This window comes from Streptomyces sp. NBC_00234 (genome assembly GCF_036195325.1).
Lineage (GTDB): Bacteria > Actinomycetota > Actinomycetes > Streptomycetales > Streptomycetaceae > Streptomyces.
Genome location: NZ_CP108101.1, coordinates 7716970 through 7742238 on the forward strand (window position 1 = coordinate 7716970; position 25269 = coordinate 7742238).

Below are 25269 nucleotides of genomic sequence, written 5' to 3' on the forward strand. Positions count from 1 at the left end.
AGCCATGGCACTCACCACATCCAGCGACACCGCCTCCGCCAGGAAGACCTTCGGGAGCCAGCGGCCCGGCACGGCCCGCACCGCACCGAAGCGCCCGCGCCGCGGGAGCATCTGGGTCAAGGTCGCCGTCGGCGTACTCCTGGTCGTCGAGGTCTACCCCCTGCTGTGGATGTTCCTCACCTCGCTGAAGTCCAACGACGACTACCTCAACCACTCCACCTGGAGCCTGCCCACCACGTGGGAATGGGGCAACTACACCGAGGCATGGACCACGGGCCATATCGGTCTGTACATGAAGAACAGCCTGATGGCCGTCGTCCCCTCCCTGGCGCTGATCCTGCTGCTCGGCACGGCCGCCGGATTCGCGCTGCAGATCATGGTGTGGAAGGGCCGCAGCTTCACGCTGCTCCTCTTCCTCGCGGGCATGATGGTGCCCTCGCAGATGATCCTGTTGCCGCTGTTCACCGTGTACTTCCAGACCGGCCTCTCGGGCACGCTGTGGCCGCTGATCCTCACCTACACCGGTACCGGGCTTCCCCTGACGGTGTTCATGATGGCCACGTACTACAAGACGGTCCCCAGGGAGCTGTTCGAGGCCGCGACCATCGACGGTGCCGGCATCCTGCGCGCGTTCTGGACCATCAGCGTTCCCATGGTCCGCAACGCCCTGCTCACCGTCGGCCTGGTGCAGTTCTTCTTCATCTGGAACGACCTGCTCATCGCGCTGACCTTCACCAACAGCCAGGACATGCGCACCATTCAGGTCGGCCTGCTCAACTTCACCGGCGACTTCGGCGCCACGCAGTACGGCCCGCTGTTCGCCGCGATCTGCATCAACGTCGTCGGCACCCTGCTGATCTACCTCTTCCTCAACCAGAAGGTCATGAAGGGCCTCACCGGCGGGGCCGTCAAGGGCTGAGAACCGGCCCGCTCCCGACCCCCCCGCTGCTCCACCGCACCCTTCACGGAAGGTCCCCTCACCGATGTCCCTTCAGCCTGCCCCGGTCACGTTCGAGCACCTGACCCATGGTCTCGGGATCGGCGTCGCCGCCCCTCGCCTGTCGTGGCAGCTGCCCGCCGGTACTGCCGTCCAAGAGGCGTACGAGGTCGAGTTCGACCGGGGCGGGCGTCTGCTCCGTACCGGTCGCATCGACAGCCCCGACCATGTTCTGGTGTCCTGGCCCGGGGACCCGCTCGCCTCGCGCGAGCGCGCCACGGTCAGGGTCCGCACGTGGTCCACGGGCTGCGAGCCGTCCGCGTGGAGCGAGCCCAGAGCGGTCGAGCCCGGTCTGCTGGACGCCGGTGACTGGAGTGCGGTCCCGGTCGGTGCGGCCTGGTCCGAGAACCCCGACACCGACCGGCGCCCCGCCCGCGTGCGCAAGGACTTCACCCTCGAACGTCCGGTCACCCGGGCCCGCCTCTACGTCACCGCGCACGGGCTGTACGAGGCGGAGATCAACGGTGCCAGGGTGGGGGAGGACGCGCTGTCCCCGGGGTGGACGGTCTACCACGAGCGTCTGCGCTACTACACCTATGACGTCACCGCCCACCTCACGCAGGGCGCGAACACCGTCGGAGCCTGGCTCGGCGACGGCTGGTACCGGGGGCGCTTCGGGTTCGACGGCGGCACGCGCAACATCTACGGGACCGACCAGTCACTCATCGCCCAGCTGGAGATCACTCACGACGACGGCACCACCACGGTCATCGCCACCGATGCGACCTGGCATGCCGCGCCCGGCCCCATCCTCACGAGCGGCCTGTACGAAGGCGAGACCTTCGACGCCCGCCTGGACGATCCCGCATGGTCCACTCCCACCCCCGGACGTCCCGCGGACTGGGCCCCGGTCGCCGTCCACCGACGGGACCCCGCAACCCTCGTGGCGCCCCAGGGGCCCGCGGTGCGCCGCACGCAGGAAGTCGAGCCCGTCGGCGTCACCCGCAAGGAGGATGGCCGCTACCTGCTGGACTTCGGGCAGAACCTCGTCGGCAGGCTGCGCCTCACGGTCGACGGCGCCGAAGGCACCACGATCACGCTCCGCCACGCGGAAGTCCTGGAGCAGGGCGAGCTCGCCACCCGTCCGCTGCGGGAGGCACACGCCGTGGACGTCTACGTCCTCGCCGGAGACGGCCCACGTACCTGGCAGCCCCGTTTCACCCTGCATGGCTTCCGCTATGCGGAGATCACGGGCTGGCCGGGTGACGACCTGCCCGAGGGAGCGGTGACCGCGCTCGTCCACCACACCGACATGCGGCGCACCGGCTGGTTCGCATGCAGCGATCCTCTGGTCAATCGCCTGCACGAGAACGTCGTGTGGAGCATGCGCGGCAACTTCGTCGACATCCCCACCGACTGCCCGGCCCGCGACGAGCGTCTCGGGTGGACCGGCGACCTCCAGGTCTTCGCCCCTACCGCCAGCTACCTCTACGACTGCGTCGGCATGCTCGACTCCTGGCTCACCGATGTCGCCGCGGAGCAGCTCCCCGACGGCACGGTCCCCTGGTACGTGCCCGTCATACCCGGAGGCCCCTCCTGGACCCCGATCCACCCCGGCGCCGCGTGGGGCGACGTCGCCGCCTTCACCCCCTGGCTCCTCTACCGACGCTTCGGCGACCTGGACCTGCTGCGCCGTCACTTCGCGACCGGTCGCAAGTGGGTCGACCTCGTGGAACGCCTGGCGGGGCCCACCCGACTGTGGGACACGGGAGTCCAGCTCGGGGACTGGCTCGACCCCATCGCCCCGCCCGACGACCCCGGCGACGGTCGCACCGACCGCTACCTCGTGGCCACGGCCTACTTCGCCCGCTCCGCCCGTCACCTTGCCTGGTCGGCGGAGGCGCTCGGCGACACGGACGCCGCCCGCCACTACGGCGCACTCGCCGACGCGGTCGCCGTCGCGTTCCGGGACGCGTACGTCCTTCCCTCCGGGCGTATGACGAGCGACAGCCCGACCGCCTACTGCCTCGCCCTCGCATTCGACCTGCTCGACGCACCCGACCTCCGCCGGCGGGCCGGCGACCGCCTGGCCACCCTGGTCCTGGAGAACGACGCCCGCATCGCCACCGGCTTCGTCGGCACACCGCTGATCTGCGACGCCCTCACCGACACCGGGCACCTCGACGTCGCCTATCGCCTCCTGACACAGACCGAATGCCCCTCCTGGCTCTACACCGTCACCCAGGGCGCCACCACGATCTGGGAACGCTGGGACAGCCTGCGCCCCGACGGCACCCTCAACCCCGGGGGGATGACCTCCTTCAACCACTACGCGCTCGGCGCCGTGGCCGACTGGCTCCACCGCGTCGTCGGCGGCATCACCGCCACCGAGGCCGGCTACCGAACCCTCTCCTACCGGCCCCGCCCCGGCGGCGGCATCACCTGGGCGGACACCAGCCACGAAACCCCGTACGGCCTGGCGGCCCTGTCCTGGCGGCTGGCCGACGGCGTGATGACAGCCCGCATCACCGTCCCTCAAGGCTGCTCCGGAACGGTGGAACTGCCGGGGCGCCCGCCCCTGGCGATCGGCCCCGGAGACCACACCTTCGACACGGCCCTGCTCGACCGGAGCGCCGCCTGACGCAGGCGGCCACCCGCCTTCGTCCCTCAGATTCCTCTCCGGCACGTGCGCCTGCCGGGCGGCTTCATGACCGCCCGGCAAGGCGCCGGTACGGAGAGGTGGATCCGGTGCCGGGTCGGCCTGACCCGACCCGGCACCCCTCGCCACAGCCCCGATGAACGTCCGCTTCGCTCACTCCCACGCCTTTCCTCCGAAGGAGTACGGAAGAATGAATCGTTCCAGAGGTATATCCCGGCGCCAGGTGGTCGCCGCAGCAGTGGTCGGTACCGCCGGCGTCATGGTCACCGGCATCCCTGCGGCCTCCGCAGAGGTGATCACGAAGGCGAAGACGGACCAGCCGTGGCGCGACACCGCCAAGCCGGCCGGCTGGCGTGCCGACACCCTCGTCAGTGCGATGACGCACGCGGAGCGGGTCGTCCTCGTGACCGCCGTCGAGGTCGCCGAGTTCAAGCCCTTGGAGCACCTGGGCATTCCGGCGATGACCCGGGTGGACGCCTCCGACGGCCTGCGAGGAGACACGGGCGTCACGGCCTTCCCGGCGCCCAACGCCCTTGCGGCCACCTTCGACGCCGCGCTCGCCGAGAAGTGCGGGGACGCGATCGGCGCAGAGGCCCGCGGCAAGGGCTGGAACGTCCTGCTCGGCCCCACGGTGGACGTCGACCGCAACCCGCGCAACGGCCGGGAGGCGGAGTCGTACGGCGAGGACCCCCTGGTCAACGGCGTCATCGGAGCGGCCGTGGCGAAGGGCTTCCAGAAGAACGACGTCATCGCCCAGGTGAAGCACTTCACGGTCTACCACCAGGAGGAGGGCCGGAACTCGCTGGACGTGAAGCTCTCCGAGCGGGCGCTGCGCGAGCTCTACTACCCCGCGTTCGAGCACACGATCCGCGAGGGAGGCGCGCTCTCCATCATGACCTCCTACCCCAGGATCAACGGGGTGTTCGCCTGTCAGAACGAAAAGATCATCAACGATCTGAAGACCGACCTCGGCCTGACGGACGGGTACGTCGGCACCGATTACTACCCGACGGGCGACCGCGTCGCATCCTTCCGTGCCGGGATCGACTCCGCGGCTCTCATCCCCGACACGCCCAAGGAAGCGTTCACCGACGGCCGGATCCCCGAGGAGCGCACCCGCGACGCCGCCCGCCGCATCCTGTTCGCCCTCTTCGCCTCCGGCGCCTACGACCACCCGCTGCCCGCCACCCCGGCAGCGGTCGTCACCACTCCCGCCCACCAGGACCTGGCGCGCGTCACGGGTGAACAGGCCACCGTCCTGCTCAAGAACGAGCGCGATCTCCTGCCGCTGTCGGCCCGTACGACCATCGCGGTCATCGGCCCCACCGGCAAGGACGCCATCACCGGCGTCGAGGGCTCGTCCTACGTCGACCCGGGCGACTACACCACGGCGGCGGACGCCATCAAGGCCATCGCCGGATCGAGCCGCGTCCTGCTCTCCCAGGGAACGCTGGGTGATGTCGCGCTCCCGGTGATTCCCGCCGACGCCTTCACCACGCCGGACGGCAAGCAGGGTCTGCACGCGGAGTTCTTCGCCGGCGAGGAACTCTCCGGAGCGCCCCTCGCCACCACGACCACCGGCAACGTCGACTTCCGCGGGGGCAACCCCGTCGGCGGTCTTCCCGCCAAGTGGTCCGGCCGGTGGACGGGCAGGCTCACCCCCACGACGACGGGTTGGGTGCGCTTCTCGACCCTGCTCGCGGGCGCGGGCAAACTCGTCGTCGACGGCGTGACCGTGTTCGACGAGTCCCGCTTCCTGTGGGACTCCTTCTTCGGCCCCCAGGAATCGGCCATAGGCGGTGTCACCCGGCTCACCGCCGGCAAGCCTGTCGACATCACCGTCGAATTCACGACGAAGGACGTCGGCTTCATGGGCCCCAGCATGAAACTGTGCTGGCAGCCCGAATCCCTCATCCCCGCAGCCGCCGAGACGGCCAGGAAGGCCGACGTGGCCGTCGTCTTCGTCAACAACTACTCCGGCGAGGCATTCGACCGCGACGACCTGTCCCTGCCCGGCGACCAGAACCAACTCATCGAGGCCGTTGGCGAGGCCAACCCGAACACCGTCGTCGTGCTCAACACCTCCGGCCCGATGCTCATGCCGTGGCTGAAGCAGGTCAAGGGAGTCGTGCAGAGCTGGTACCAGGGCGCGGCGACCGGCACCGCCATCGCGAACGTGCTGTACGGGAAGGCCGAGCCCGGCGGCCGGCTGCCGGTCACCTTCCCCGCCGACGAGACGCAGGGCCCCTCCACGTACGACGGCGGCAAGAGCGACGGCGCCTACGGCAGCATCACCTACGACGAGGGCATCCACGTCGGCTACAAGTGGTACGGCAAGCACCACGCCGAGCCCCTTTTCCCCTTCGGGCACGGCCTCTCGTACACCACCTTCGCCTACGGCAAGCTCCGCACCGAGGACCTCGCCCTCGCCCGTGAGAAGGACACCGCCAAGGTCACGGTCGAGGTGAGGAACACCGGACGCCGTACGGGTTCCGACATCGTGCAGGTCTACATCGGGCACCTTCCCACCCGCACGGAGACCCCCGAGAAGCACTTGGCCGGCTTCGCCCGTGTCCACCTGCGCCCCGGACAGCGCGAGAACGTGACCGTCGAGATCGACCGTCGCCGCCTGTCCTACTGGGACGAGTCCAGAAACCGCTGGGTGACCCCCACCGGCAAGGTCCGGGTGTACGTCGGTCGCTCCGTCGCCGACATCGAGCTCGCGGGGACGATCACCGTCTCCTGACCGGCACCCGCCTCGCACCTCCGGCACGGACCCGGCGCGGGACCCGCCACCGAACCCGCGCCGGGGGCACCTCCGTGGATCCCGCCGCGCGCCTCCCGCCGAGGCGCGGTGGGAGGCCTGGTCGTCAGGTCAGGGAGTGGTTTCCGTCGTCGGCCCGCGGGGGCCGGTTCGTCTCCTGGGGGTGTGTGACGGCCCCGGCGCGAGGGCCGACGGCGGGCTCGACGCTGCGGCGGCGGACGACGAGCACGATGATCAGGACGATCTGGAGCGCAATGATCAGGCCGACCGTGGCGGACGCCTCGGGCTCGGTGCCGACGAGGCCGGAGAACAGGCTGGTGTCCCACAGCCCGTGCACCAGCATCGGCAGCAGGATCGTGCCGCCGACGCGCAGGCACAGGTAGAAGAGGTACCCCGACGTGGACACGATGACCGCCTGGGCGATGGCCTGCGGTCCCTGGTTGATCGCGTTGGTGATGTGGGCGAGTCCGAAGACGAGGGACGAGTACAGCGCGACCTTGCCCTCGGTGAACCCGGCACGGTGGAAGACGTGGACCCCGAGCCCCCGGAACATGAGCTCCTCGCCGACCCCGACGAAGAGCCCGAGCACCAGCAGCCCGGCCACCAGGGAGGCGGGCTGGTCCGACAGGTGCCCGTAGTTGAGGGCGACGAGCGCGACGAGGAGCATCGAGACGGGCACCACCCGCACCCAGCGCCGCACGGGCGCGCGGTAGCGCAGAACGACGCCCCACCAGCCCAGCCAGGTCACGACCCCTGCGGCGAACACGATGGACAGGCCGATCGGGATCAGGGCGTGGTGTACGAGGGCCTCGGTGGACGGGAACGGGGTGCTCTCCCCGCCGGTGTCCACGTGCAGCACCTGTCCGGCACCCTGGATGATGCCGAGGTAGACGACGACCACGGCAAGGAACCAGGGCACCGAGAGCCGTCTGCCGGCCTGGGCGCCCGACTCAGCTGCGTTCATGGGCCGTCCTCCTTCTTCGGCGAAGACGTCCCCGGTCAGCACCGAGCGGAGGCGGACGTCTTCATGATGTGGGCCTGCGGCCTCCCGTACGGCAGTCTCACATGTCGCACTATGTCCATTTCCAGTGGGGTTAATGCCCGCGGCCGGCACGGATCGACAGCGCGGCCCGGGCCTGGCCGGGTGTCAGGGAGTGGGGCGCAGTCGCTCGGCGTCGGGAACGGTGATCAGCGCCTGCCCCAGTGCCAGCACACTCAAGCCGAACATCAGCACGCCCAGGGGGACATGGAGCGACGGCATGTGGGCGATGCCGAGGACCACCTGCACCGAGGCGAGTACGAGGAAGACGGATGCGTACAGCACGGGGCGGGGGGACCCGCCGCCCGGCCTCCAGGCCAGGATCGCGGCGAGCACGTAGAGCATCGACGCGCCGTACATCACGCGCGATCCGACATCGTGCAGGGTCGCGCCGAAGGATGACGTCAGCAGCAGTCCGGCGGTGGCCGCCTGGAAGAACAGCGCCAGGGTCTGCGAGGCGATCGCGACGCGCAGGAAAGTGAATCCGGCGGGCGTGCTCGTCGTCTGTACGGCCATGAGGTGGCCCCCTCTTCTGCCTCGCGGCGGTGGATCGGTAGTCTCTCGGCAGTCCGACGACGTAGGGCCTCGAAATGTGAGGTGGAGCGTCGACCTCACGGTCCGGTCGGACAGATCGCCGCGGCGGCGCGAGCGGAAGCGGATGAGAAGAACCGAGGAGCGCCCGGCCATGAGTACACCGCCCGAGCCGGCGCACGACCGTTCCGAGCCGGCCCTGAGCGCCGTCGTCGGCGAGCGGCGCCGGCTGATCAATCTCGCCTACCGGCTGCTCGGGTCGCTCGCCGAGGCCGAGGACGCGGTCCAGGAGACCTACACCCGCTGGTACGCCCTGTCACAGCGGCAGCAGGAGGCCATCGAGTCGCCCGGTGCGTGGCTGACGACGGTGGCCGGCCGCGTCTGTCTCGACGTGCTCGGCTCGGCGCGGGCCCGACGCGAACGCTACGTCGGCACGTGGATACCCGAGCCGCTGCCCGACCGCACGGAATGGATCAGTGGGCGGGCGAGCGGTGGCAGGTCCGACCCGGCCGACCGGATCACCCTGGACGAGTCGGTGAGCATGGCCTTCCTCGTCGTACTGGAGTCGATGACGCCGGCCGAACGCGTGGCGTTCGTCCTGCACGACGTGTTCCGCTACTCCTTCGCAGAGGTCGCCGAGATCCTCGGCCGGTCGCCCGCGGCCTGTCGGCAACTGGCGTCCTCGGCGCGTCGGCGCGTCCGCGCCGCTCAGGCCCCAGTGGCTCCGGCGGCAGGGCAGGCCGGTCTGGTACGGCACTTCAAGGAGGCGTGGGAGGCCAGGGACATCGGAGCCCTCGTCAGCCTCCTCGACCCCGACGCCACGATGAGCGCCGACGGCGGCGGCCGGGTCGGCACCGTCCTGCGTCCGGTCGAAGGCAGCGAACGCATCGCCCAGTACCTGATCCACATCGCCGACAAGGCCCCTGGCCTGAAGCTCCTCGAGCGGACCGTCAACGGCCGACCCGGCCTGGTCGCCCAGCACACCGGCGTCACCGTGACCGTGGCCGCGTTCGACCTCGCCGGAGACCGCATCACCCGCATCTGGGCCGTCCGCAACCCGGAGAAGCTCCGCGCATGGACCCTGAGCGAACCGACCTGATCCGGCCACGTCCCGCACGGCACCGGTGGCGGGCCACTTCGCGGCTACGGGTGGGGCCGGGACCGGCCGCCGATGCCCTGACGGTCGGGGAGCTGCGCGACGGTGCGGTGTGCCGGGTCCGGGAACGACCGCTCCACCGATTCGCGTAGGAGATCCAACTCCGTCTGCACCGAGGAGTGCTGCTCCGGTGGCAGGTCGTCGAGAAGACCGTCGAGCAGGGCGTGCAGCCGGCGGCACACCTGCATGGACGTCGCCCCGTAGTCGCGGATCTCGGAGACGGCCAGCTGGAGGTAGTCCTCCCAGTCCCGTCCGTGCAGGACGAGACGCGGCCGGCCGCGGTCGTCCGCCAGCACGTAGCGACCGGGCAGATGCACGCCGCCGACCACGGTGAGGAACGACTCGATGTGGTTGAGCACCTGAACACCTGTCGTGGGGTCGTTGACCGCCGGGGAGAGGGCACGGATGGCGATGTCCACGAGCACACGAAGGGCGAAGGCGGGATCCTGCTCGATGGTCCGTTCCGGACCCAGGGCGACGAGGCCGGTCACATGGCGGGGATCGGGCGTGGACGTACCGCCGTGGACCTCGACGAGCACGGAGCCGGGAGGAACGTAGTCTCCGACGAGGTGGGGCACGGAGAAGGTGCAGTCGTGGCGAACCGCGGCAGCGACCAGGCCGGCTGCGTCGAATGCCTGGATCACGCCGCCGCGCGCTGTGCGGACGTGGGTCACCGCGCCGGTCACCCGTTCCCCTTCGTTCGGCGCGGATCTGCTGATGGCCATGGCCCCCTGGACGAACACCGTCGCACCCATGCGTCCGACAATGTCGGCGATGGCCACCGGCCTGAGGTTGTGCGTGAAGCGGTTGAGATAGATCAGAAGGAGCAGCAGGCTGCAGGCCACGGCCGCGCCGGCCAGGGTGACCCCGAGGTCCGGCACCGAGTTCGACTCGATGCTGCGCAGCAGCGAGAAGGCGAAGGCGAACGTGCCGGTGAAGGTGGCCAGAACGGCCTTCTGCAGCCGGTCCCGGTACCAGAGGCGCATGTACCTCGGGGAAAGCGCCCCGGTCGCTTGCTGGATGACCAGCACACCGATGGTGACGACGAATCCGAGCAGCGCCACCATCGAGCCCACGATGGAGCTCAGAACGGTGCTGGCGGTGGTCGCGGAATACTGCCAGCCGCTCGGGGGCCAGTCCGCGCTGTCCGCACTGATCGCGCATTCGGCGAGAACGACGCCGAGCACCATTCCGAAGAGGGGCGCGATCCACAGACTGCCTTTGGTGTACTGCCGCAACCGGAACACAGCTGCCCAGGAAATCCTGCTGCGCATGCCCATTCTCTTCCCCTCGCGGCAACCGGAGCTCCGGATGCGGGACAGGTGCGCGCTGCCGCAGATCGAGACGGTTGTTGTTCCAGGTATGGACACCGTAGGGCAGCGGCAGGACACCCGCAGCGGCACGGCGCGCAGGCGGACCGGTCCGGAGCAGCTCAGCAGGACCGGCGGGGCGTAACCACGTAGCCTGATGGCGTGGCTCATGGAGTCGGGGCGCCGTTGCCGGGTGTACGTCATTCGGCTGTCCGGTCGGCGACCGGCAGAGACGACGCGGTCCGTCGAATCGGCCCGGATATTCACTCCGGGGTGAAAGCAGGCTCCCTATGGATGCGTACCCCCTGATCGAGAACCACGGGTTGATCGGCGACCTGCAGACTGCGGCGCTGGTGACCACCGACGGCACGGTCGACTGGTTCTGCTGTCCTCGGTTCGATTCGCCCAGTGTGTTCGGTGCACTGCTCGACAAGGAAAAGGGCGGTCATTTCACCGTCCGGCCTGCTGAAGCGAACTACACGACGAAACAGCTGTACTTTCCCGATACGGCCATTCTCGTCACCCGCTTCATGACGGAGTCCGGGACAGGCGAAGTGATCGACTTCATGCCGGTGACCGGGACCGCCGCGACCGGACGTCATCGCCTCGTGCGCATGCTGCGCTGTGTGCGCGGCAGCATGACGTTCGAGGGAGAGATCGCCCCTCGGTTCGACTACGGTCGCAAGCCTCACTCCTTGCACATCACGGAGCACGGAGCGGTATTCGATTCGGAAGAAATGCAGATCGCGGTGCACGCTGTCCGCGAGCCGCAGGACGAGCGGTTGCTCAACCTGCTGTCGGGGAACAACGACCTGCGCTTCGCCCTGCCCCTGCGGGCCGGGCAGGAGCGAGGCGTCGTCCTCGAGTCCTCTCCCGACGGACCGCCCCGCGAGATTCGTGTTGCGGAGTTCCAGCAACTCTACGAGGAGACCATCCACTTCTGGCGGTCCTGGCTCTCCCAGTCCACCTATACGGGCCGCTGGCGCGAGGCGGTGGAACGCTCCGCCGTGACTCTGAAACTCATGACCTACGCGCCGAGCGGCGCCCTGGTCGCGGCACCGACCGCCGGCCTGCCGGAGCAGCTGGGCGGCGAGCGCAACTGGGACTACCGCTTCACGTGGATCCGTGATGCCTCCTTCTCGGTCTACGCCCTGCTCGGCCTGGGTTTCAAGGAAGAGGCCACGGCGTTCATCGGGTGGCTGCGCGACCGGGTGAGGGAGGAGGCGGCCGGTGGCGACTCCGACACGGGCCCGCTGAACATCATGTACCGGGTCGACGGTACGTCCGACCTGGTGGAGGAGACCCTGGAGCACTGGGAGGGGTACGAACGTTCCGCCCCGGTGCGCATCGGGAACGGGGCCGCCAGCCAGCTGCAGCTGGACATCTACGGCGAGGCGCTGGACAGCATCTACTTCGCACACCAGCACGGAATCCGACTCGACGTCAAGGGATGGTCCTCCCTGCACACGCTCCTCGACTGGCTGGTCGACCACTGGGATCAGCCCGGCGAGGGACTGTGGGAGACCCGCGGGGGGCGAAAGGACTTCACCTACGGTCGTGTGATGTCGTGGGTCGCCTTCGACCGGGCGCTGCGGCTCTCTTCCGCCAGTGGCCGCCCGGCAGCCCGCGGGCGCTGGGCGACCGAGCGTGACCGGATCTACGAGCAGGTCCTGGCCCGGGGATGGGACGCGAAGCGCGAGGCGTTCGTACAGCACTACGGCAGCGATGTGCTGGACTCGTCGCTGCTGCGGATCCCGACCGTGGGATTCATTACTCCGGACGACCCGATGTGGCGATCCACGCTGGACGCGATGGACCGGGAGCTGGTCAGCGACAGTCTCGTCTACCGCTACAACCCGGAGGCGTCGCCCGACGGACTCAGCGGTTCCGAGGGAACCTTCTCCCTGTGCACCTTCATGTACGTCGACGCACTCGCCCGGGCCGGCAGGACAGATCAGGCCAGGCTCGTGCTGGAGAAGATGCTCACGTACGCCAACCACCTCGGGCTGTACTCGGAGGAGATCGATCTCACGGGCCGACAGCTCGGCAACTTCCCCCAGGCATTCACCCACCTCGCCCTGATCGACGCGGCGATCACCTTGGACGCGAAGCTCAACGGGGCAGGCGGGAACGGGGGATAAGTCCCCGGACGGGCTCCTGCGGCGCTCACTTTCCGTGGGATGACGGGACGAACAGAACGACGCTGTCGTGTTCCTGGGCGGTGACCGTCCGGTTCTCGGTGACGGGATCCAGTCTGTGGTCGGCCCTGACCACGAAGAGCGTGTCGTGCTCCGGCGGCAGGGGGCTGGAGGCGGGCTGTACCAGGAAATGTGCCCCTCCCTCGTGACGTTCCGCCAGGACGTGACGGACGAGGGGCCTGCCGAAGAGGATGTCGCCGCCGGTGTAGGGGGCGACGACGCCGTGCGCATCGGGTGGGGGGCCGATTCGGTAGACCGGGCCTTCGACGTTGCCCTGCATGACGACCGATGCCAGCGCGTTGAAGTCGTCGTCGTCGGTGGCGAGGAAGACGGCCGTCACTCCCTCGAGCCGAGCCCCCGGGTTCGTGGCCGTGGCCAACAGGTCACCCTTGGCGAGCTCGATTCCCGCGTCCTTGATTCGCTGTCGTTCTTCATTGGCCCCGGCCCACATGAGCACGTCGAGATTGGCGGACTGCAGCGCCTTTCCCATGTCGACGACCCAGGGTTCGCCCCCGACGAGGAGGATGCGTGTTCCGACCGGCTTGACGACCCCGAGCCGCCGGGCCACGGGGGCTGCCGTCAGTGCGTACAGCAGGACCGTCCCCACGATCACCAGGAAGGTGACTGGGAGGATCTTCGCGGCGCCGCTCTCGCCTCGTTCCACGAGGTTGGCGGAGAACGCCGATGCCGTGGCAGCGGCCACGATGCCCCTCGGGTCCATCCATCCGATGAAGGCCCGTTCTCCTGTGGTCAGACCTGAATGTGTCGTCGCCGCGAAGGCGACGACGGGACGTACCACCAGGACGAGGATCGCGATGAGGGCAAGGGAGGGCAGGAGCACCGGTGTCAGCGAGGACGGGGTGACGGTGGACGAGATGGAGATGAACAGAAGCCCGATGATGAGTTGGATCAGGGTTTCGAAGAAGGGCCTGCGTGCGGGCATGTCGAAGCCGGGCAGGTTGGTGACGGCCAGCCCTGTGACGATCGCCGCGATGAGTCCCGTGTCGTCCCGGACGATGTCGCAGCCGGCGGAGACGGCGATGACGGTGGCGAGTTGGGCCAGCGTGCCCAGGGTTTCCCCGAGCCGCAGGACGCGCAGTGTGAACCACAGCAGTGCCGTGCCCACCGCACCACCGATCAGGCCCACGCCGAGGCTGATGCCGAACTGGCCGAGTTGGTACCCCCGGCCGATGTCGATCCGATGGGTGGTGGCGATGGCGTGGAAGACGAGAGCACCGAGAATGCCGCCGATGGGGTCGGTCAGCGTTCCTTCCCAGATGAGAATGCGTCGCACCTTGTCGTTCGGCCGCACGAAGTCGAGCACGGGCCCCACGACGGTGGGTCCCGACACGACGAGGATCACGCCGAGCATCGCGGCGACGCGCAGGGGCATGCCGAACATGGAGGGTGACACCATGCCGACGACCAGAAAGGTCAGGAGCACGCCGAAGATCAGCAGTCTGCCGACGATCCACCGCGTGTGGCCGGTGAGGTTGCGCAGGTTGAGTCCCAGACCGGCGTCGTAGAGGATCACCGCCACGGCCAGGGACACCAGGGCGGAGAAGTTCTGCCCCATCAGCTTGTCGGGATGGATGACATCGGTGAGGGCGCCTGCGGCGAATCCGGCAGGCAGCAGCAGGATCAGGGCGGGGACGCGGAGCTTGTTCGCCAGGATCTGCGAGCCGGTGGCCAGCACGACGGTAAGGGCGAGTCCGAGAAGGATCTGGTCGTCTGTCACAAGGGCTTCCCGAATCGAGTTCCTGCGTGAGGGGAGGCAACGCGGAGCGGGGGCATCAGGCGCTGCCTCCGGTGTCGTCTGCGTCCGGAGCGGTGGTCCGTCGCAGGTCGGAGTCGGTCAGCGCTTCCAGCTCGCCGCGGGTGTCGAGCCAGTACAACAGCCGTAGGGGCCGTCCGCCTCCGGCGCCTGGACGGGTTGCCCGTCGGCCCGCGGCTCGTCCGCGAGCCTCCAGCGGGTACGCATCGTGAGCAGGACGGCGAGGAGCGAGCCGAAGATGATCAGGTAGACCACGACGACCACTCCGAGTCACGGGCGGGCAGCGGTTGGGCGGGCGCGTCCGCCAGCAGGTCGACCGAGGGGTGCATAACCGCCTTCACTGTCAGCACGTAAAGGGGCGGTCAGCCGCCGGTGGCGAAGCCAGGGAAGAGCGTCATGCCGCCATCGACGTAGAGAGTGGTGCCCACCACGTAGTCCATGAGGTCGGAAGCGAGGGCGACGACGGCGTGGGCGATGTCCTGGGGATCACCGATCCGCTTGTACGGGATGAGCCGCAGGAGGTCTTCGCGAGCCTCCGCCGTCTCCCAGGCGCTCCGGTTGATCGGCGTCTGGATGGCGCCCGGGGCGACGGCGTTCACCCGGATCTTGTGCGGGGCGAGTTCCTGGGCGAGGGTCGCCATCATCATCTGGACGCCTCCCTTGGACGAGGCGTAGTTGACGTGGCCCGCCCACGGGATGACCTGGTGCACCGAACTCATACAGATGATCTTTCCGGCCGAGGAGGACACCTCGGGCACGACGCCGCGGCGCCGGAACTCCTTGGTCGCTTCCCGGGCGCAGAGGAACTGGCCGGTGAGATTGACGTCGAGTACCTTCTGCCACTGCTGGAGCGTCATCTCGGTGAAGGGCGCGTCGCGCTGCAGGCCGGCGTTGGCGACCAGGATGTCGATCGTCCCGAACTCCTGGACCATCCGGTCCATCATGGCCGTGACCTGGTCCTCCTGGGAGACGTCCGCTTCGTAGGCAGCCGCACGTACCCCGAAGGAAGCGATCTCCTCGACCACTTCTTCCGCAGCGTCCCGGCCGGACACGTAGTTGACGACCACATCGGCTCCCGCTCGGCCCAGCCCGATGGCGGTGGCCTTACCGATGCCCGAGTTGGCTCCTGTGACCAGAGCTTTCTGGCCCTTCAGCAGCTGCTCCGGGATGACGCCCTGGGGCGCGTTCGCAGTGGAGTCCATGGTCCTTTGTCTCCCTCGTTACGCGGATCCGGGCGGTTGGATCGGTCCCGGCCCGTACACCGGGTCAAGAATCACCGACCGCAGGGCCGCAGAGGTTCGCTGGAGCCGCTGTTGGGCAATCCGGCGGAAGTTTTCGCCCGGTCGGACCAGCGTTACTGTCCGTCAACCCATCCGAGGCGCATCAGAGCGTCCGCCGAGATGCGGGTGGGGCCGTGCCGTCGCGACGGCTGTGGACGAGGTCATGCGGATGCCCATGGGCTCAAGCCCCACCGCAGGACATGGCTGGCGCCGGGCTGCAGGACGGTGAGGTCGGCGCCGCTGCGGAACGCGTCCGGCGGACAGGACATGGCTTCCACGGCAACACCGCGGCGCCGGTGACCGGGATCGGACAGCGTGTCCCCGGTATAGAGCTGGACGTACCGGGCGCCTTCGCCCAGCCAGATGTCGACGCCGTGCGACCTGGACGGATGCGTCAGCTGTACGAAGGCACGGCCCCGTTCGTCGCGGGTCAACCCCGTGAAGGCGGTGTCGAGCCGCAGCGCGCCGATGGGACGCTCGGTGCGGAAGTCGTACGCGCTGCCGGCGACGGACTCGCGGCCGGTCGGAAGGCCCTGTTCGTCGGTGGGCAGCCAGTACTCGCCGGGAACGGTCAACAGGGTGCTGTCGACCGTGTCGGTGCCGACCGTCAGGTACGGGTGCTGCCCCACTCCGTACGGAGCGGCCGTCTCTCCCGCGTTGGTGGCGCAGATGACGACCTCGAGCCCGTCAGGACCCAGCCGGTATTGCGCGACGACGTCGAGGAGGAAGGGATATCCCGGCTGCGGAAAGAGCGAGGTTCCGACCCTCACCGCTTCGTCACTGCGGGCGAGCAGCCGCCAAGGGGTCCAGCGGAGCAACCCGTGGATCGCGGTGAGCCGCTCCGGCTCGGTCAGTGGGAGCTGCTGGTCCACTCCGTCGAAACGGTACCGGCCTCCACCGATCCGGTTCGGCCAGGGAATGAGCAGCTGTCCACGTCCACCGCTGATGGGCGAGCCGGCGTCGACACCGTCCAGTACCGCTCGGCCGTCCACCGTGTAGTGGGTCAAGGTCGCACCCAACTGCACGACGACGGCGCTCTGCCCGCCGCGCCGCAGCTCCCATCGTTCGCCCGTCGGCCCTGGGGACACCCCTGGCATTCCGAACGGGCCGGAGGTGAACCCGTCGGCTCCGGTCGGAGCGTCGCCCGGAGCGGTCTCGCGTCGCAGCAACGACAGGACCGCGTCCACGATCGCCTCCGGTGGCTGATCGATCTCCACCACCAGTGGGTCCTCGTCCGGCTCCGGTTCCTCCAGATCCGCAAGTTGGCTCTGCAGCAGCTCGGCCGGAAAGAAATGCCCGCGCCGTCCCCCCAGCCTCGAGCGCAACAGAGCTGGCGCACCTCGGAGATAGATGAGCCGGACTTCGGGGCGTCCGCCGATGAGCCGGTTGCGGTAGGCCCTCTTGAGCGCGGAGCAGGTGACGACGATCGACAGGCCCGCGGCGATCTTGCGGTCCATCCAGGCTCGGATGTCGTCCAGCCACGGCTCCCGATCCGCATCCGAAAGAGCCAGGCCGGCCGCCATTTTGGCGCGGTTGTGCGCGGAATGGAACTCGTCCGCGTCCCGGTGGGGCCAGTCGAGGCGGTCGGCGAGCAGCCCCGCCACGGTGCTCTTTCCGGAACCTGCCGCGCCGACGATGAGCAGCACCCTCGGCTGCTGCTGGGTATCAGCCCCGCTGTGGTCCGCAGGGGGCACGCCGGGCGTCATGTCTTCTCCGGTCCGGGAGACGTACGAAGAGCCCGGATGGCGAACCCGTCGATGCCCACGCCTCTTGCCGCGTGACCCGCACCACCTGCACCTCGGATCCTCATGGCCCCTGCCTCGTGTCGGGTGCTCCGGACCTGGGGATCAGGCGGAGTACCTCCAATCTCGCCCGGATGGCCAGCGAGCGCACCTTGGTCGTCCGGGCGCACCACGGAACCCTGCCCGGTGCCCGCGCGCCCCGTCGCGAGCCGCTGCACGCTGTGTGTCGGGGGCCGGCGGTGCTTCCCGAGCCCGGGAGGGTTTCACCGCAGCGCGGTCGGCGTTCTGGTCACCACTGGGGGACGAGCGGCGTGTCCGGTTCGTGGCGGCGCCAGGCTTCGGTGAGGCGGACGAGGCGGGTGGGGGCGGCGATGCCGCGCACGGTGGCGATCTTGCCGTTGGCCATGTCGAACGTGACGGCGCCGACGACCCGGTCGTCGCCGAGCACGAAGAGGATGGCGGGCGCGCCGTTGACGCGCGCGTAGTGGATGGCGGTCGCGCCGCCGGCGAGTCGCCGTTTCGCCGGTGTGGAGGTGAAGCCTGCCCGTGCGACGGCGGCGATGCGCTGCGGAGTGTCGTACCGCAGCAGCTTCTTCGTCAGACCGGCACCGTCGGAGATCGAGGTCGCGTCGTCGGTGAGCAGGGCCACCAGCTGTTCGGTGCGGCCCGAGGAAGCAGCGGCGAGGAACTCCTCGACGATCCTGCGGGCGGATGCCGGGTCGGCTTCGCCGCCGCGGCGGCGCGCGGCGGTGAGCCGGCTCCGGGCCCGGTGGAGGTGCTGCTGACTTGCGGACTCCGTGAGGTCGAGGATCTCGGCGATCTCGGCGTGGCCGTACGAGAACGCTTCGCGCAGGATGTAGACGGCCCGCTCGTGGGGGGACAGGCGCTCCATGAGTGTCAGCACGGCCAGGGAGACCGATTCGCGCTGCTCGAACGTGTCGGCCGGGCCGAGCATCGGGTCGCCGTCGAGGAGCGGTTCGGGCAGCCAGTCGCCGACGGCGCGTTCGCGGCGGGCGTGTGCCGAGCGCAGCCGGTCGAGGCACAGGTTGGTGACGACCTTGGTCAGCCATGCTTCCGGCACCTTGATCCGCTGCCGGTCGGCGGCCTGCCAGTGCAGGAACGCGTCCTGCACGGCGTCCTCGGCGTCGGCGGCGGAGCCCAGCAGCCGGTACGCCAGCGAGGCCAGCCGGTTCCGGCTGGCCTCGAACCGACCGGTGTCGAAGCCATCAGTGGTGCTGTCCACGCGGAACACCCTAGGGCCTGTCGTCAAACTTCCGTCTGCCGCGCGGTGTCTGGCACGCACGCTCGCGGCGTTGCCGAAATGCCCTGGTAGCTCCGCTACGAGGACATCCCGGCGCCTTGCGATCGCACGCACCAGACACCGCGCGGCCCGGCCTTCGGCCGAACGACGGCAGTTTGACGACAGGCCCTAGAGCCCTACGCGACCGCCCTCTCGGCGGTCGCATCCGGCGCGGCGGCCAGGCGGTGCTTGCGCTTGGGCAGGCCGAAGGTCGGGTGCGAGTTGGCCCACAGCGACATCCGGAGGATGCCCGCCTTGATCCGCGCGGCCTTCCGACCGCCCATGTACTTCGGCTTCGCCCGCCCTTCGGCATCGACCATCTGCAGGATCCCGTCCCGCCGTCCGAGGCTGATGTGGTTGCCCAGGTACTCCAGCCTGGTGTTCGCGATCCTGCGGTCGGTCAGGCGTCCCACGATCGCCGTCGCGGCCTGCATGCCGGTGTAACCGGCCGACGCGCAGGACATCGGCAGCGGCAGGCCGTTGTCGCCGACGGCGTAGACGCTGTCGCCGACGGCGTAGACGCTCGGGTGCGAGACCGACTGCATGGTGCGATCGACGACGATCCGCCCGTTCTCGGTGACCTCCAGCCCGCCGGCGGCGGCGATGGGGTCGACCGCGAACCCGGCCGTCCACACGGTTGCGTCGGACGCCAGGGCGGTGCCGTCGGTGCACAGCACCCGTGCAGCTTCGACGGCTTCGACCTCGGTGTGCTCCAGGACGGTGATGCCCAGTCGGTCGCACGCCCGGCGCAGGTGGCTGCGGGCTCCGGCGGAGAGCCGGGCGCCCAGCTCTCCGCGGGCGACCAGCGTCACCGACAGACCGGGCCGGGATTCGGCGATCTCGGTGGCGGTCTCGATGCCGGTCAGCCCGTCGCCGACGACCAGCACGGTCCGGCCTCCGTCCCGCCTGCCCAGGCTGTCCAGGCGCTCGCGCAGGCGCAGGGCCGAGGGCCGGCCGGCGACGTCGAAGGCGTGCTCGGCCACGCCGGGGACGCCGTGGTCGGTGACGTGGCTGCCGAGCGCGTAGAGAAGCGTGTCGTAGCCGAGCTCGCCGCCGCCGTCGGCGTCGGCCACGGCGACCACCTGACGCTCCGGGTCGACGGCGGTGACACGGGCCACGCGCAGCCGGATCCCGGTGCCCACGAAGACGTCGGAAAGCTGTGGAGCCTCGATGGCCCGGCCGGCCGCGAGCTGGTGCAGCCGCAGCCGCTGGACGAAGTCCGGCTCGGCGTTGACGACGGTGATCTCGGTGTCCGCCGGGGACAGCCGGCGGGCCAGGGCCCCGGCCACGTAGGACCCGGCATAGCCGGCACCGAGGACGACGATGCGGTGCTTCATGAGTTGCTCCTGTCGGTTCGCTTGCTCCCAGTGACTTGAGCGGGACGGCTCCCCGATTGCTGACAGGAATCGCATGTGACGTGGGTCACAGGGTCGTGGGGGGTGCGCGCCGATGGCCGACCCGCCGATGCAGGTCGTGGAGACGGTGGTGGCGGGTGTTTCGAGACCAGGTGCCGATTTCGGGTGGGCGGGGCATCGCATGGGCCACTGCGGCGTACCCGGGGCCCGCACCTTGGGCGGCCCTATTCACCGACCGTACGGGGGCCGCGTCATTCGGCACCGGCGCACAGCGCACGGTCCACCAGGCTGCGGACAGCCCGCTCGGCCGCGAGCAACTGCTCCTCGCCGCCGGTGCCGTTGGCGGCGACGACGACAGAGCGGCTTCCGTCCGCGGTGAAGCCGGTGCGTACCGTGTTCCCCTCCAGGTCGCCTCCATGGCCCCAGGATTGGCCGCCGCAGGTCAGCGGCTGCCGCATCAGTCCCAGGCCGTACCGCAGGCCGGGGAACCCCACGTCGAAGCGCTCGCCGACGGGCACGGTCCTGCGCATTTCCGCGAGCTGGGCCGGAGGCAGCAGGCGCCCGCCGAGCAGGGCGGTGAAGAAGCGGTCCACGTCGCGTTCGGTGCCGACGAGGGCAGCCGCCGCGCCCGCCCAGGAGGTGTTCCTGGCCGTGGTGTCCGTCCATCCGGCCGGGCCGGGGAACCGGTGGTAGGTGTGTGCGTGCGGCGACTTCAGATACGGGTCGTCGCCGGGGGAGTAGGTCCCGGTCAGGCCGAGCGGGCGGATGATGCGGTCACGCACCTCCTCGGCCCAGGGCTGCCCGGTGGCCTTTTCGATGATCATCCCGGCGAGGACGTAGCCGGGGTTGGAGTAGTTCCAGTCCGGCTCGGGGTCGTCGGCCGGTGCGGGCGGGAAGTCCGGCCGGTGGCCCACCGCTCCGGCGATCATCTGCTCGGGGTCCATGTGGTCGAATCTCGTCCGCTCGAAATCGGCCGCGGTGTTCCCGCTGTCCTCCTCGGGGCCGTAGTTGTACAGGCCGCTGGTGTGCTGCAGCAGATTCCGGACGGTGATGCGGCTGCCGTCGTTGCCCTTGCCTTTCACCACGCCGGGAAGCCAGTGCTCGACGGTGTCGTCCAGGGACAGGCTTCCCTCTGCGGCGAGTTGCAGCATCACGGTGGCCACGAAGGTCTTGGTGACGCTGGCGATCCTGAACTCCGCGCCACGCGGGACAGGGCGGCCGGTGTGCAGCTCGGCCTCTCCCGCACGGGCATGTAACGTGCGGGCGCCGTCGCGCACCCGCACGGAGATGCCGACGAACCCGCCCTCCTGGAGGACGCGGGCCGTCTCGCGTTCGAGCTGCCGGGAGGTGAGCCGGCCGTCCGTGGAGGCCGGGGATGCCTGGTGGGGGGCGGCCGAAGCGCCGGGCACGAGGGCCGTGGACGCGAGGGCGGCCGTGAGCACAGCGGCGGTGGCGAGCCGGGTCCGGGAGGTCTTCGTCGTTGCCTTCATGCCCGCACACTCTGCCGGGGGCGGTAGGGCGGCGCCCATGGCGGCAGCCGCCGGAACGGGCCTGGGGATACCTCCAGGGTCCGGGTCGGGCCAGCCGGGTGATCTCGATCGATTGACAGGGGCATGACTATTGCCTAGTTTGCTCTGCGGCCGTGGTGTCACACAGACCCCCCGCCCTCGGGAGGATGCACATGGTCGCATCGTTCGTCACGCACCGCGCTCTCGACGGCGGGACGTATCACCTGGAGGGCGACGTCGACCTCCAGGCGCCGTGCACGTCGGCCGTCGAGGTGGTGGCCGGTGGCCGACTGGTCGAATTCACCTCGGGTCCCGCCTCGTTGGGGGACGATGTCGCCGCTTCTCTGGGCATCGGATCACCCGACTCCGAGCTCACCTTCCAGAAGGGCACTCTGCGCATCTTCCAGTCGGACGAGCGCGAACCGCGCTCGGGGCTCGTGGAGAGGCCGTTGCTCGTCGTGTGGCGTGGCGAGCGCCACGCACTGGTGACCCGGCTGTACGGCCTGGGCGTGGCCGAGGTGCTGGGGCTGCTCCGGTCGGTGCGTATCGCGGAGAGCGAGCACGGGCTCACACTCCAGCCGGATCCGTCGGCCGGAAGCGCCTTCGCGCGGCCCGCGACGGTGATCAAGGAGGTGCCCGGCCTGGGGCTCCTGGAGCTGTCCCGGCGGACGAAGGAGCACACCGCCCAGCTTCCGCCCTGGAAGGGGGTGGCGGTCGCGTCGGGCGAGTTGTTCCGCGACACGCTCTCCGACGGCAGCCCGTTCTTCGTGCTCTCCTCCACCGAGATCTGGGCGACGTTGGTTCCACTGGCGTCGACCTCGGTCGAGCGGGTGCCCGAGCTCGTCGGACGCCTCGCGCTGCGGCACACCCGGTGAGCCGGCGGTGACCGGCTTCTACGGCGGGCTGACCGCCTCCGTCGTCGTGCTGACCCTGCTCATGGGTGCGGGCTCCCACGCTGCCCATCCGGCCGTCCTGGGCGAGGCGTTGCGGGTGCACGGCGTGCTGGGCCCGCGGTCCCGCCGCGTCACGGCCGCCGTCCTGCCCTTCCTGGAGGGCGCCTTGGGGGCCCTCGGCGCGGTCGCGCTGCTGACGGGTCACCAGCGGGGGCTGCAGGCCGTACTCGCCGTGGGGGCCGTCCTCTTCGGGCTCTACGCCGCCTACACGCGCCGCGCCCTGGCCCTCGGTCGCGGGGGGCCGTGCGGCTGTTCGGGAAAGGACGTGCCCTTGAGCCGCTGGGTGACCCGGCGGGCCGCGGCTCTCGCCGGGCTCGCGCTGACCGGCGCGGCCGTCGCCGGGACCGGCCCCGTACCGCTCTCGGCGGCGGAACTGATCACGCTGTTGCTCGCAGCTCCCGCGTGCGCCCTGCTGCTGTGGTCGCTGCCTGCTGCCATGCACGAGCCGACCGCAGCATCCGTTAACCAGCCGACCGGGACCACCGTGCACCGGACTGCCGAAGGAGTGTCGACGCGATGGACTTCACCACCAGCGCTCTGATCGCCTCGTGGGCTGCCATCGCGCTGCTCGCGCTGGTCGTCTCGGGGCTGATCAGGCAGGTGCACCAGCTGTCACGAACGCAGCCGCACCGCCCCGGGCGCGTGGGCATCACTCCCGGCGCACCGGCGCCCGGTCTCGCTGCCGGCAGCCTCGATCCGGCCGCGCTCGACGGCCTCGTGGCGCCGGGCCGCGCCGCGCTGCTGCTCTTCCTCGACGCCGACTGCGGCACCTGCGGCCAGGTGCTCGCCGAGGCCGACGCCTGGACGGTCCGCCAGGGCGACGCAGCCGCCCCGCAGGTGCTCGGGCTCTACGCGGGCGCCGGGGGCCGGGCCGATGCGGGCGCCGTCCCGGTCAGGGATCACCGTCCGGAGCTGTTCACGGCCTACGACATCCCCGCCACCCCCTATGCGGTGGCCATCGATCCGGAGGGCCGGATCGCGCGTTCGGAGCCACTCGGTTCACCCACCGCGCTGCTGCGGTTGCTCGACGACATCGCACCCGCAACGCCGAGGAGCCGGCCATGACGTCACTGGACGACGTGCCCACGCTGCGCCGCTCGGGGAGTGGTGGCCGCCGCTCCCGTACCGGCCGCGGGGCCCTTCCCTCCTTCGCGCCGTCCAGGCGCACCGTGCTGCAGGCGGCGACCGCCGCGGGATTCGCCGCGCTGGGGGTGTTCTCCGCCGCCCGGGAGGCGTATGCCGACGGCTACGACATCTGGACCGGTGCGTGCCCGAGCTACGCCGCGGACCACAACTGCTCCCCGGGCTGCGGGCCCAGCACCATCTATGCCGACGCGTGCGTGACATCGGGGACGAACACCGGCTTCCACAGGACGGACGGTGTCACCTGGACGCTGCGGCCCAACCAGTGCTACGCAGGTACCTACGACGGCTGGCTGTGGCGCTACAGCGCTGCCTGCGGCACCTGCGGCTGCGGCATCGAGCGGCGCTGCCACGACGGGTACCGCAACACCGGCTCCGGCTGGGTGAAGTCCATCTGCCGCTGGACCACCGACTGCGACTGTCCCGGCACCCTCACCTGGCCGACCCTCGGCAGCGGAGCCACCGGGCCCGACGTCCACACCGTCCAGCATTTGCTCACGCACCACGGTCAACCGACGGATGTCGACGGCATCTTCGGGCCGGACACCGAGGCGCAGGTGGAGGCGTTCCAATCGGCCAACGGGCTCAGCCCCACGGGCAGCGTCGGCCCGGCCACCTGGCCGGTCCTGGTCGTCACCGTGCGCCAGGGCGACGTGAACGACGCCGTACGCGGCGCGCAGCGGCAGCTCAACAAGCACGGCGCCGCTGTGACGGTCGACGGCAACTTCGGTGCGCTCACCAGGCAGGCCGTCCTCTCGTTCCAGTCCCTGCATGGTCTGACCGCCGACGGCGTGGTCGGCCAGAAGACCTGGCTCACGCTGACCGGGACGGTCTAGGTGAGCGAGTCCGGTGGTCCAGCCGTCCGGCCAGGCGGTGCCCGTGCCGTACGGGCGCTGCTCACCGATCCCGTTCTGCCCGTGGCGGCCCTGGGGATCGCGGCGATCGCCGCCGTCCTCCACGCCCCCGTGCTGACCTGGGCGATCACCGGGGGGTTGGCCGGCTACTCGCTCTCCGGCTCCGTTTGAACGCGTAACAGCGCATTCGCGCTGGCCTCGCCAGGTTGGCGGGCAACGTACCGACAGGCGCTGGTCCTCGGCGTGTTCACCGGCGGCCTGCTGGTCGGCGGGGTGCTGACGGCCGGGGTGCTGTGGCTCCTGTCCGGTCTCTTCACACCGCTCCCGGCAGGCGTGCGGCAAGGGCTGATCGTGGCCGTCGCGCTGCTCGCCGCGCTGCGCGACGCGGGCAGGCTGACGCTACGGCTGCCGCAGAACGCCCGGCAGATTCCGCAGGACGTCCTGCGCCGCCATCTGGCGCGTGGCGCCCTGCAGTTCGGCTTCGAGCTCGGTACGGGTGTGCGTACCTACGTCTCGGCGAGTGCGCCGTACGCGATGGTGGTCGCGGTGCTCCTGTCCGGGGGCTCCTACGCGCCCGCCCTGGCCGCCGGACTCGGGTTCGGAGTGGGCCGGGCACTCACCCCGGCCCTTCGGAGGCTCTCCGGAAACGGGGAGCGCTGGGACGACCTGCTTGCGGTGCGGCTGAGCGGCATGACCGTCGTGTGTTCCGCGCTGATCGCCGCTGCAGCCTGTGCGGTCTGTCCATAGGGGTGCCGTCGACGAGCGG

General features: G+C 70.1%; 22 protein-coding genes. 12 read left to right on the forward strand and 10 right to left on the reverse strand.

The window, feature by feature from the left end:
• Positions 1–4 precede the first annotated feature (4 nt).
• The 3 genes from OG230_RS33830 (at position 5) to OG230_RS33840 (ending at position 6342) form a co-directional block, all read left to right on the forward strand.
• Entirely contained in the window at positions 5–919 is a 915-nt protein-coding gene (locus tag OG230_RS33830) for a carbohydrate ABC transporter permease (RefSeq protein WP_328907571.1), read from the forward strand.
• 64 nt (positions 920–983) lie between these two features.
• Positions 984–3578, forward strand: coding sequence for a family 78 glycoside hydrolase catalytic domain (locus OG230_RS33835; RefSeq protein WP_328907572.1), 2595 nt, complete (start codon positions 984–986; stop codon positions 3576–3578).
• A 208-nt stretch (positions 3579–3786) separates the two neighbouring features.
• The gene (locus tag OG230_RS33840) at positions 3787–6342 is read left to right on the forward strand and encodes a glycoside hydrolase family 3 protein (RefSeq protein WP_328907573.1); all 2556 of its coding nucleotides are present in this window, start codon (positions 3787–3789) and stop codon (positions 6340–6342) included.
• A gap of 124 nt (positions 6343–6466) precedes the next feature.
• Here OG230_RS33840 and OG230_RS33845 read toward each other — a convergent pair whose 3' ends face one another.
• Together OG230_RS33845 and OG230_RS33850 are read right to left on the reverse strand one after the other, a co-directional pair.
• Entirely contained in the window at positions 6467–7324 is an 858-nt protein-coding gene (locus OG230_RS33845) for a CPBP family intramembrane glutamic endopeptidase (protein ID WP_328907574.1), read from the reverse strand.
• Between the two features lie 183 nt (positions 7325–7507).
• Entirely contained in the window at positions 7508–7915 is a 408-nt protein-coding gene (locus OG230_RS33850; protein WP_328907575.1) for a hypothetical protein, read from the reverse strand.
• 169 nt (positions 7916–8084) lie between these two features.
• Between OG230_RS33850 and sigJ the strand changes: the two genes are divergently transcribed.
• On the forward strand, positions 8085–9029 hold the full coding sequence (gene sigJ, locus OG230_RS33855) for an RNA polymerase sigma factor SigJ (protein ID WP_328907576.1): 945 nt from the start codon (positions 8085–8087) through the stop codon (positions 9027–9029).
• A gap of 44 nt (positions 9030–9073) precedes the next feature.
• Here the strand turns inward: sigJ and OG230_RS33860 are convergent, their stop codons facing one another.
• Positions 9074–10360 carry a DUF2254 domain-containing protein gene (locus OG230_RS33860; protein WP_328907577.1) on the reverse strand — a complete coding sequence of 429 codons (1287 nt, stop codon included), beginning with the start codon at positions 10358–10360 and terminating at the stop codon, positions 9074–9076.
• Here OG230_RS33860 and OG230_RS33865 point away from each other — a divergent pair.
• The gene (locus OG230_RS33865) at positions 10359–10541 is read left to right on the forward strand and encodes a hypothetical protein (RefSeq protein WP_328907578.1); all 183 of its coding nucleotides are present in this window, start codon (positions 10359–10361) and stop codon (positions 10539–10541) included. The genes OG230_RS33860 and OG230_RS33865 overlap by 2 nt on opposite strands.
• A 145-nt stretch (positions 10542–10686) precedes the next feature.
• Positions 10687–12537 carry a glycoside hydrolase family 15 protein gene (locus OG230_RS33870; RefSeq protein ID WP_328907579.1) on the forward strand — a complete coding sequence of 617 codons (1851 nt, stop codon included), beginning with the start codon at positions 10687–10689 and terminating at the stop codon, positions 12535–12537.
• A 25-nt stretch (positions 12538–12562) separates the two neighbouring features.
• Here OG230_RS33870 and OG230_RS33875 read toward each other — a convergent pair whose 3' ends face one another.
• The 7 genes from OG230_RS33875 to OG230_RS33905 all read right to left on the reverse strand — a co-directional run bounded on the left by OG230_RS33875 (position 12563) and on the right by OG230_RS33905 (position 21535).
• Entirely contained in the window at positions 12563–14332 is a 1770-nt protein-coding gene (locus tag OG230_RS33875; RefSeq protein WP_328907580.1) for a cation:proton antiporter, read from the reverse strand.
• A 117-nt stretch (positions 14333–14449) separates the two neighbouring features.
• Entirely contained in the window at positions 14450–14623 is a 174-nt protein-coding gene (locus OG230_RS33880; RefSeq protein ID WP_328907581.1) for a hypothetical protein, read from the reverse strand.
• 107 nt (positions 14624–14730) lie between these two features.
• Positions 14731–15570: an SDR family oxidoreductase gene (locus OG230_RS33885; protein WP_328907582.1), complete on the reverse strand. Its 840-nt coding sequence runs from the start codon at positions 15568–15570 to the stop codon at positions 14731–14733.
• Positions 15571–15809: 239 nt separating this feature from the next.
• Positions 15810–17354 (reverse strand): aldose epimerase family protein, encoded by a 1545-nt coding sequence (locus tag OG230_RS33890; protein ID WP_328907583.1) that lies wholly within the window; start codon positions 17352–17354, stop codon positions 15810–15812.
• A gap of 325 nt (positions 17355–17679) precedes the next feature.
• Positions 17680–18633: a sigma-70 family RNA polymerase sigma factor gene (locus tag OG230_RS33895; RefSeq protein ID WP_328907584.1), complete on the reverse strand. Its 954-nt coding sequence runs from the start codon at positions 18631–18633 to the stop codon at positions 17680–17682.
• Positions 18634–18827: 194 nt separating this feature from the next.
• Positions 18828–20027, reverse strand: coding sequence for an NAD(P)/FAD-dependent oxidoreductase (locus OG230_RS33900; protein ID WP_328907585.1), 1200 nt, complete (start codon positions 20025–20027; stop codon positions 18828–18830).
• 269 nt (positions 20028–20296) lie between these two features.
• Positions 20297–21535: a serine hydrolase domain-containing protein gene (locus tag OG230_RS33905; RefSeq protein WP_328907586.1), complete on the reverse strand. Its 1239-nt coding sequence runs from the start codon at positions 21533–21535 to the stop codon at positions 20297–20299.
• A 191-nt stretch (positions 21536–21726) separates the two neighbouring features.
• On the opposite strand from OG230_RS33905, the gene OG230_RS33910 reads away from it, so the two are divergent.
• The 6 genes from OG230_RS33910 to OG230_RS33935 all read left to right on the forward strand — a co-directional run bounded on the left by OG230_RS33910 (position 21727) and on the right by OG230_RS33935 (position 25250).
• Positions 21727–22428, forward strand: coding sequence for a hypothetical protein (locus OG230_RS33910; RefSeq protein WP_328907587.1), 702 nt, complete (start codon positions 21727–21729; stop codon positions 22426–22428).
• A 7-nt stretch (positions 22429–22435) separates the two neighbouring features.
• A complete protein-coding gene (locus tag OG230_RS33915; protein ID WP_328907588.1) occupies positions 22436–23047 on the forward strand; it encodes a MauE/DoxX family redox-associated membrane protein in 612 nt (203 codons plus the stop codon).
• A complete protein-coding gene (locus OG230_RS33920) occupies positions 23023–23571 on the forward strand; it encodes a hypothetical protein (protein ID WP_328907589.1) in 549 nt (182 codons plus the stop codon). Before OG230_RS33915 ends, OG230_RS33920 begins: the two co-directional genes overlap by 25 nt.
• Complete coding sequence (locus OG230_RS33925; RefSeq protein WP_328907590.1) at positions 23568–24485, forward strand: peptidoglycan-binding domain-containing protein; 918 nt, start codon at positions 23568–23570, stop codon at positions 24483–24485. Before OG230_RS33920 ends, OG230_RS33925 begins: the two co-directional genes overlap by 4 nt.
• Entirely contained in the window at positions 24486–24674 is a 189-nt protein-coding gene (locus tag OG230_RS33930) for a hypothetical protein (protein ID WP_328907591.1), read from the forward strand.
• 72 nt (positions 24675–24746) lie between these two features.
• Positions 24747–25250 carry a hypothetical protein gene (locus tag OG230_RS33935; RefSeq protein WP_328907592.1) on the forward strand — a complete coding sequence of 168 codons (504 nt, stop codon included), beginning with the start codon at positions 24747–24749 and terminating at the stop codon, positions 25248–25250.
• Positions 25251–25269 lie beyond the last annotated feature (19 nt).

What these genes read in the sequence shown, in the direction of transcription:
- OG230_RS33830 (WP_328907571.1), top strand. Translation starts at nt 5, where the DNA reads ATGGCACTCACCACATCCAGCGACACCGCCTCCGCCAGGAAGACCTTC.
- OG230_RS33835 (WP_328907572.1), top strand. Translation starts at nt 984, where the DNA reads ATGTCCCTTCAGCCTGCCCCGGTCACGTTCGAGCACCTGACCCATGGT.
- OG230_RS33840 (WP_328907573.1), top strand. Translation starts at nt 3,787, where the DNA reads ATGAATCGTTCCAGAGGTATATCCCGGCGCCAGGTGGTCGCCGCAGCA.
- OG230_RS33845 (WP_328907574.1), bottom strand. Translation starts at nt 7,324, where the DNA reads ATGAACGCAGCTGAGTCGGGCGCCCAGGCCGGCAGACGGCTCTCGGTG.
- OG230_RS33850 (WP_328907575.1), bottom strand. Translation starts at nt 7,915, where the DNA reads ATGGCCGTACAGACGACGAGCACGCCCGCCGGATTCACTTTCCTGCGC.
- sigJ (WP_328907576.1), top strand. Translation starts at nt 8,085, where the DNA reads ATGAGTACACCGCCCGAGCCGGCGCACGACCGTTCCGAGCCGGCCCTG.
- OG230_RS33865 (WP_328907578.1), top strand. Translation starts at nt 10,359, where the DNA reads ATGCCCATTCTCTTCCCCTCGCGGCAACCGGAGCTCCGGATGCGGGAC.
- OG230_RS33860 (WP_328907577.1), bottom strand. Translation starts at nt 10,360, where the DNA reads ATGCGCAGCAGGATTTCCTGGGCAGCTGTGTTCCGGTTGCGGCAGTAC.
- OG230_RS33870 (WP_328907579.1), top strand. Translation starts at nt 10,687, where the DNA reads ATGGATGCGTACCCCCTGATCGAGAACCACGGGTTGATCGGCGACCTG.
- OG230_RS33885 (WP_328907582.1), bottom strand. Translation starts at nt 15,570, where the DNA reads ATGGACTCCACTGCGAACGCGCCCCAGGGCGTCATCCCGGAGCAGCTG.
- OG230_RS33890 (WP_328907583.1), bottom strand. Translation starts at nt 17,354, where the DNA reads ATGACGCCCGGCGTGCCCCCTGCGGACCACAGCGGGGCTGATACCCAG.
- OG230_RS33900 (WP_328907585.1), bottom strand. Translation starts at nt 20,027, where the DNA reads ATGAAGCACCGCATCGTCGTCCTCGGTGCCGGCTATGCCGGGTCCTAC.
- OG230_RS33905 (WP_328907586.1), bottom strand. Translation starts at nt 21,535, where the DNA reads ATGAAGGCAACGACGAAGACCTCCCGGACCCGGCTCGCCACCGCCGCT.
- OG230_RS33910 (WP_328907587.1), top strand. Translation starts at nt 21,727, where the DNA reads ATGGTCGCATCGTTCGTCACGCACCGCGCTCTCGACGGCGGGACGTAT.
- OG230_RS33920 (WP_328907589.1), top strand. Translation starts at nt 23,023, where the DNA reads ATGGACTTCACCACCAGCGCTCTGATCGCCTCGTGGGCTGCCATCGCG.
- OG230_RS33925 (WP_328907590.1), top strand. Translation starts at nt 23,568, where the DNA reads ATGACGTCACTGGACGACGTGCCCACGCTGCGCCGCTCGGGGAGTGGT.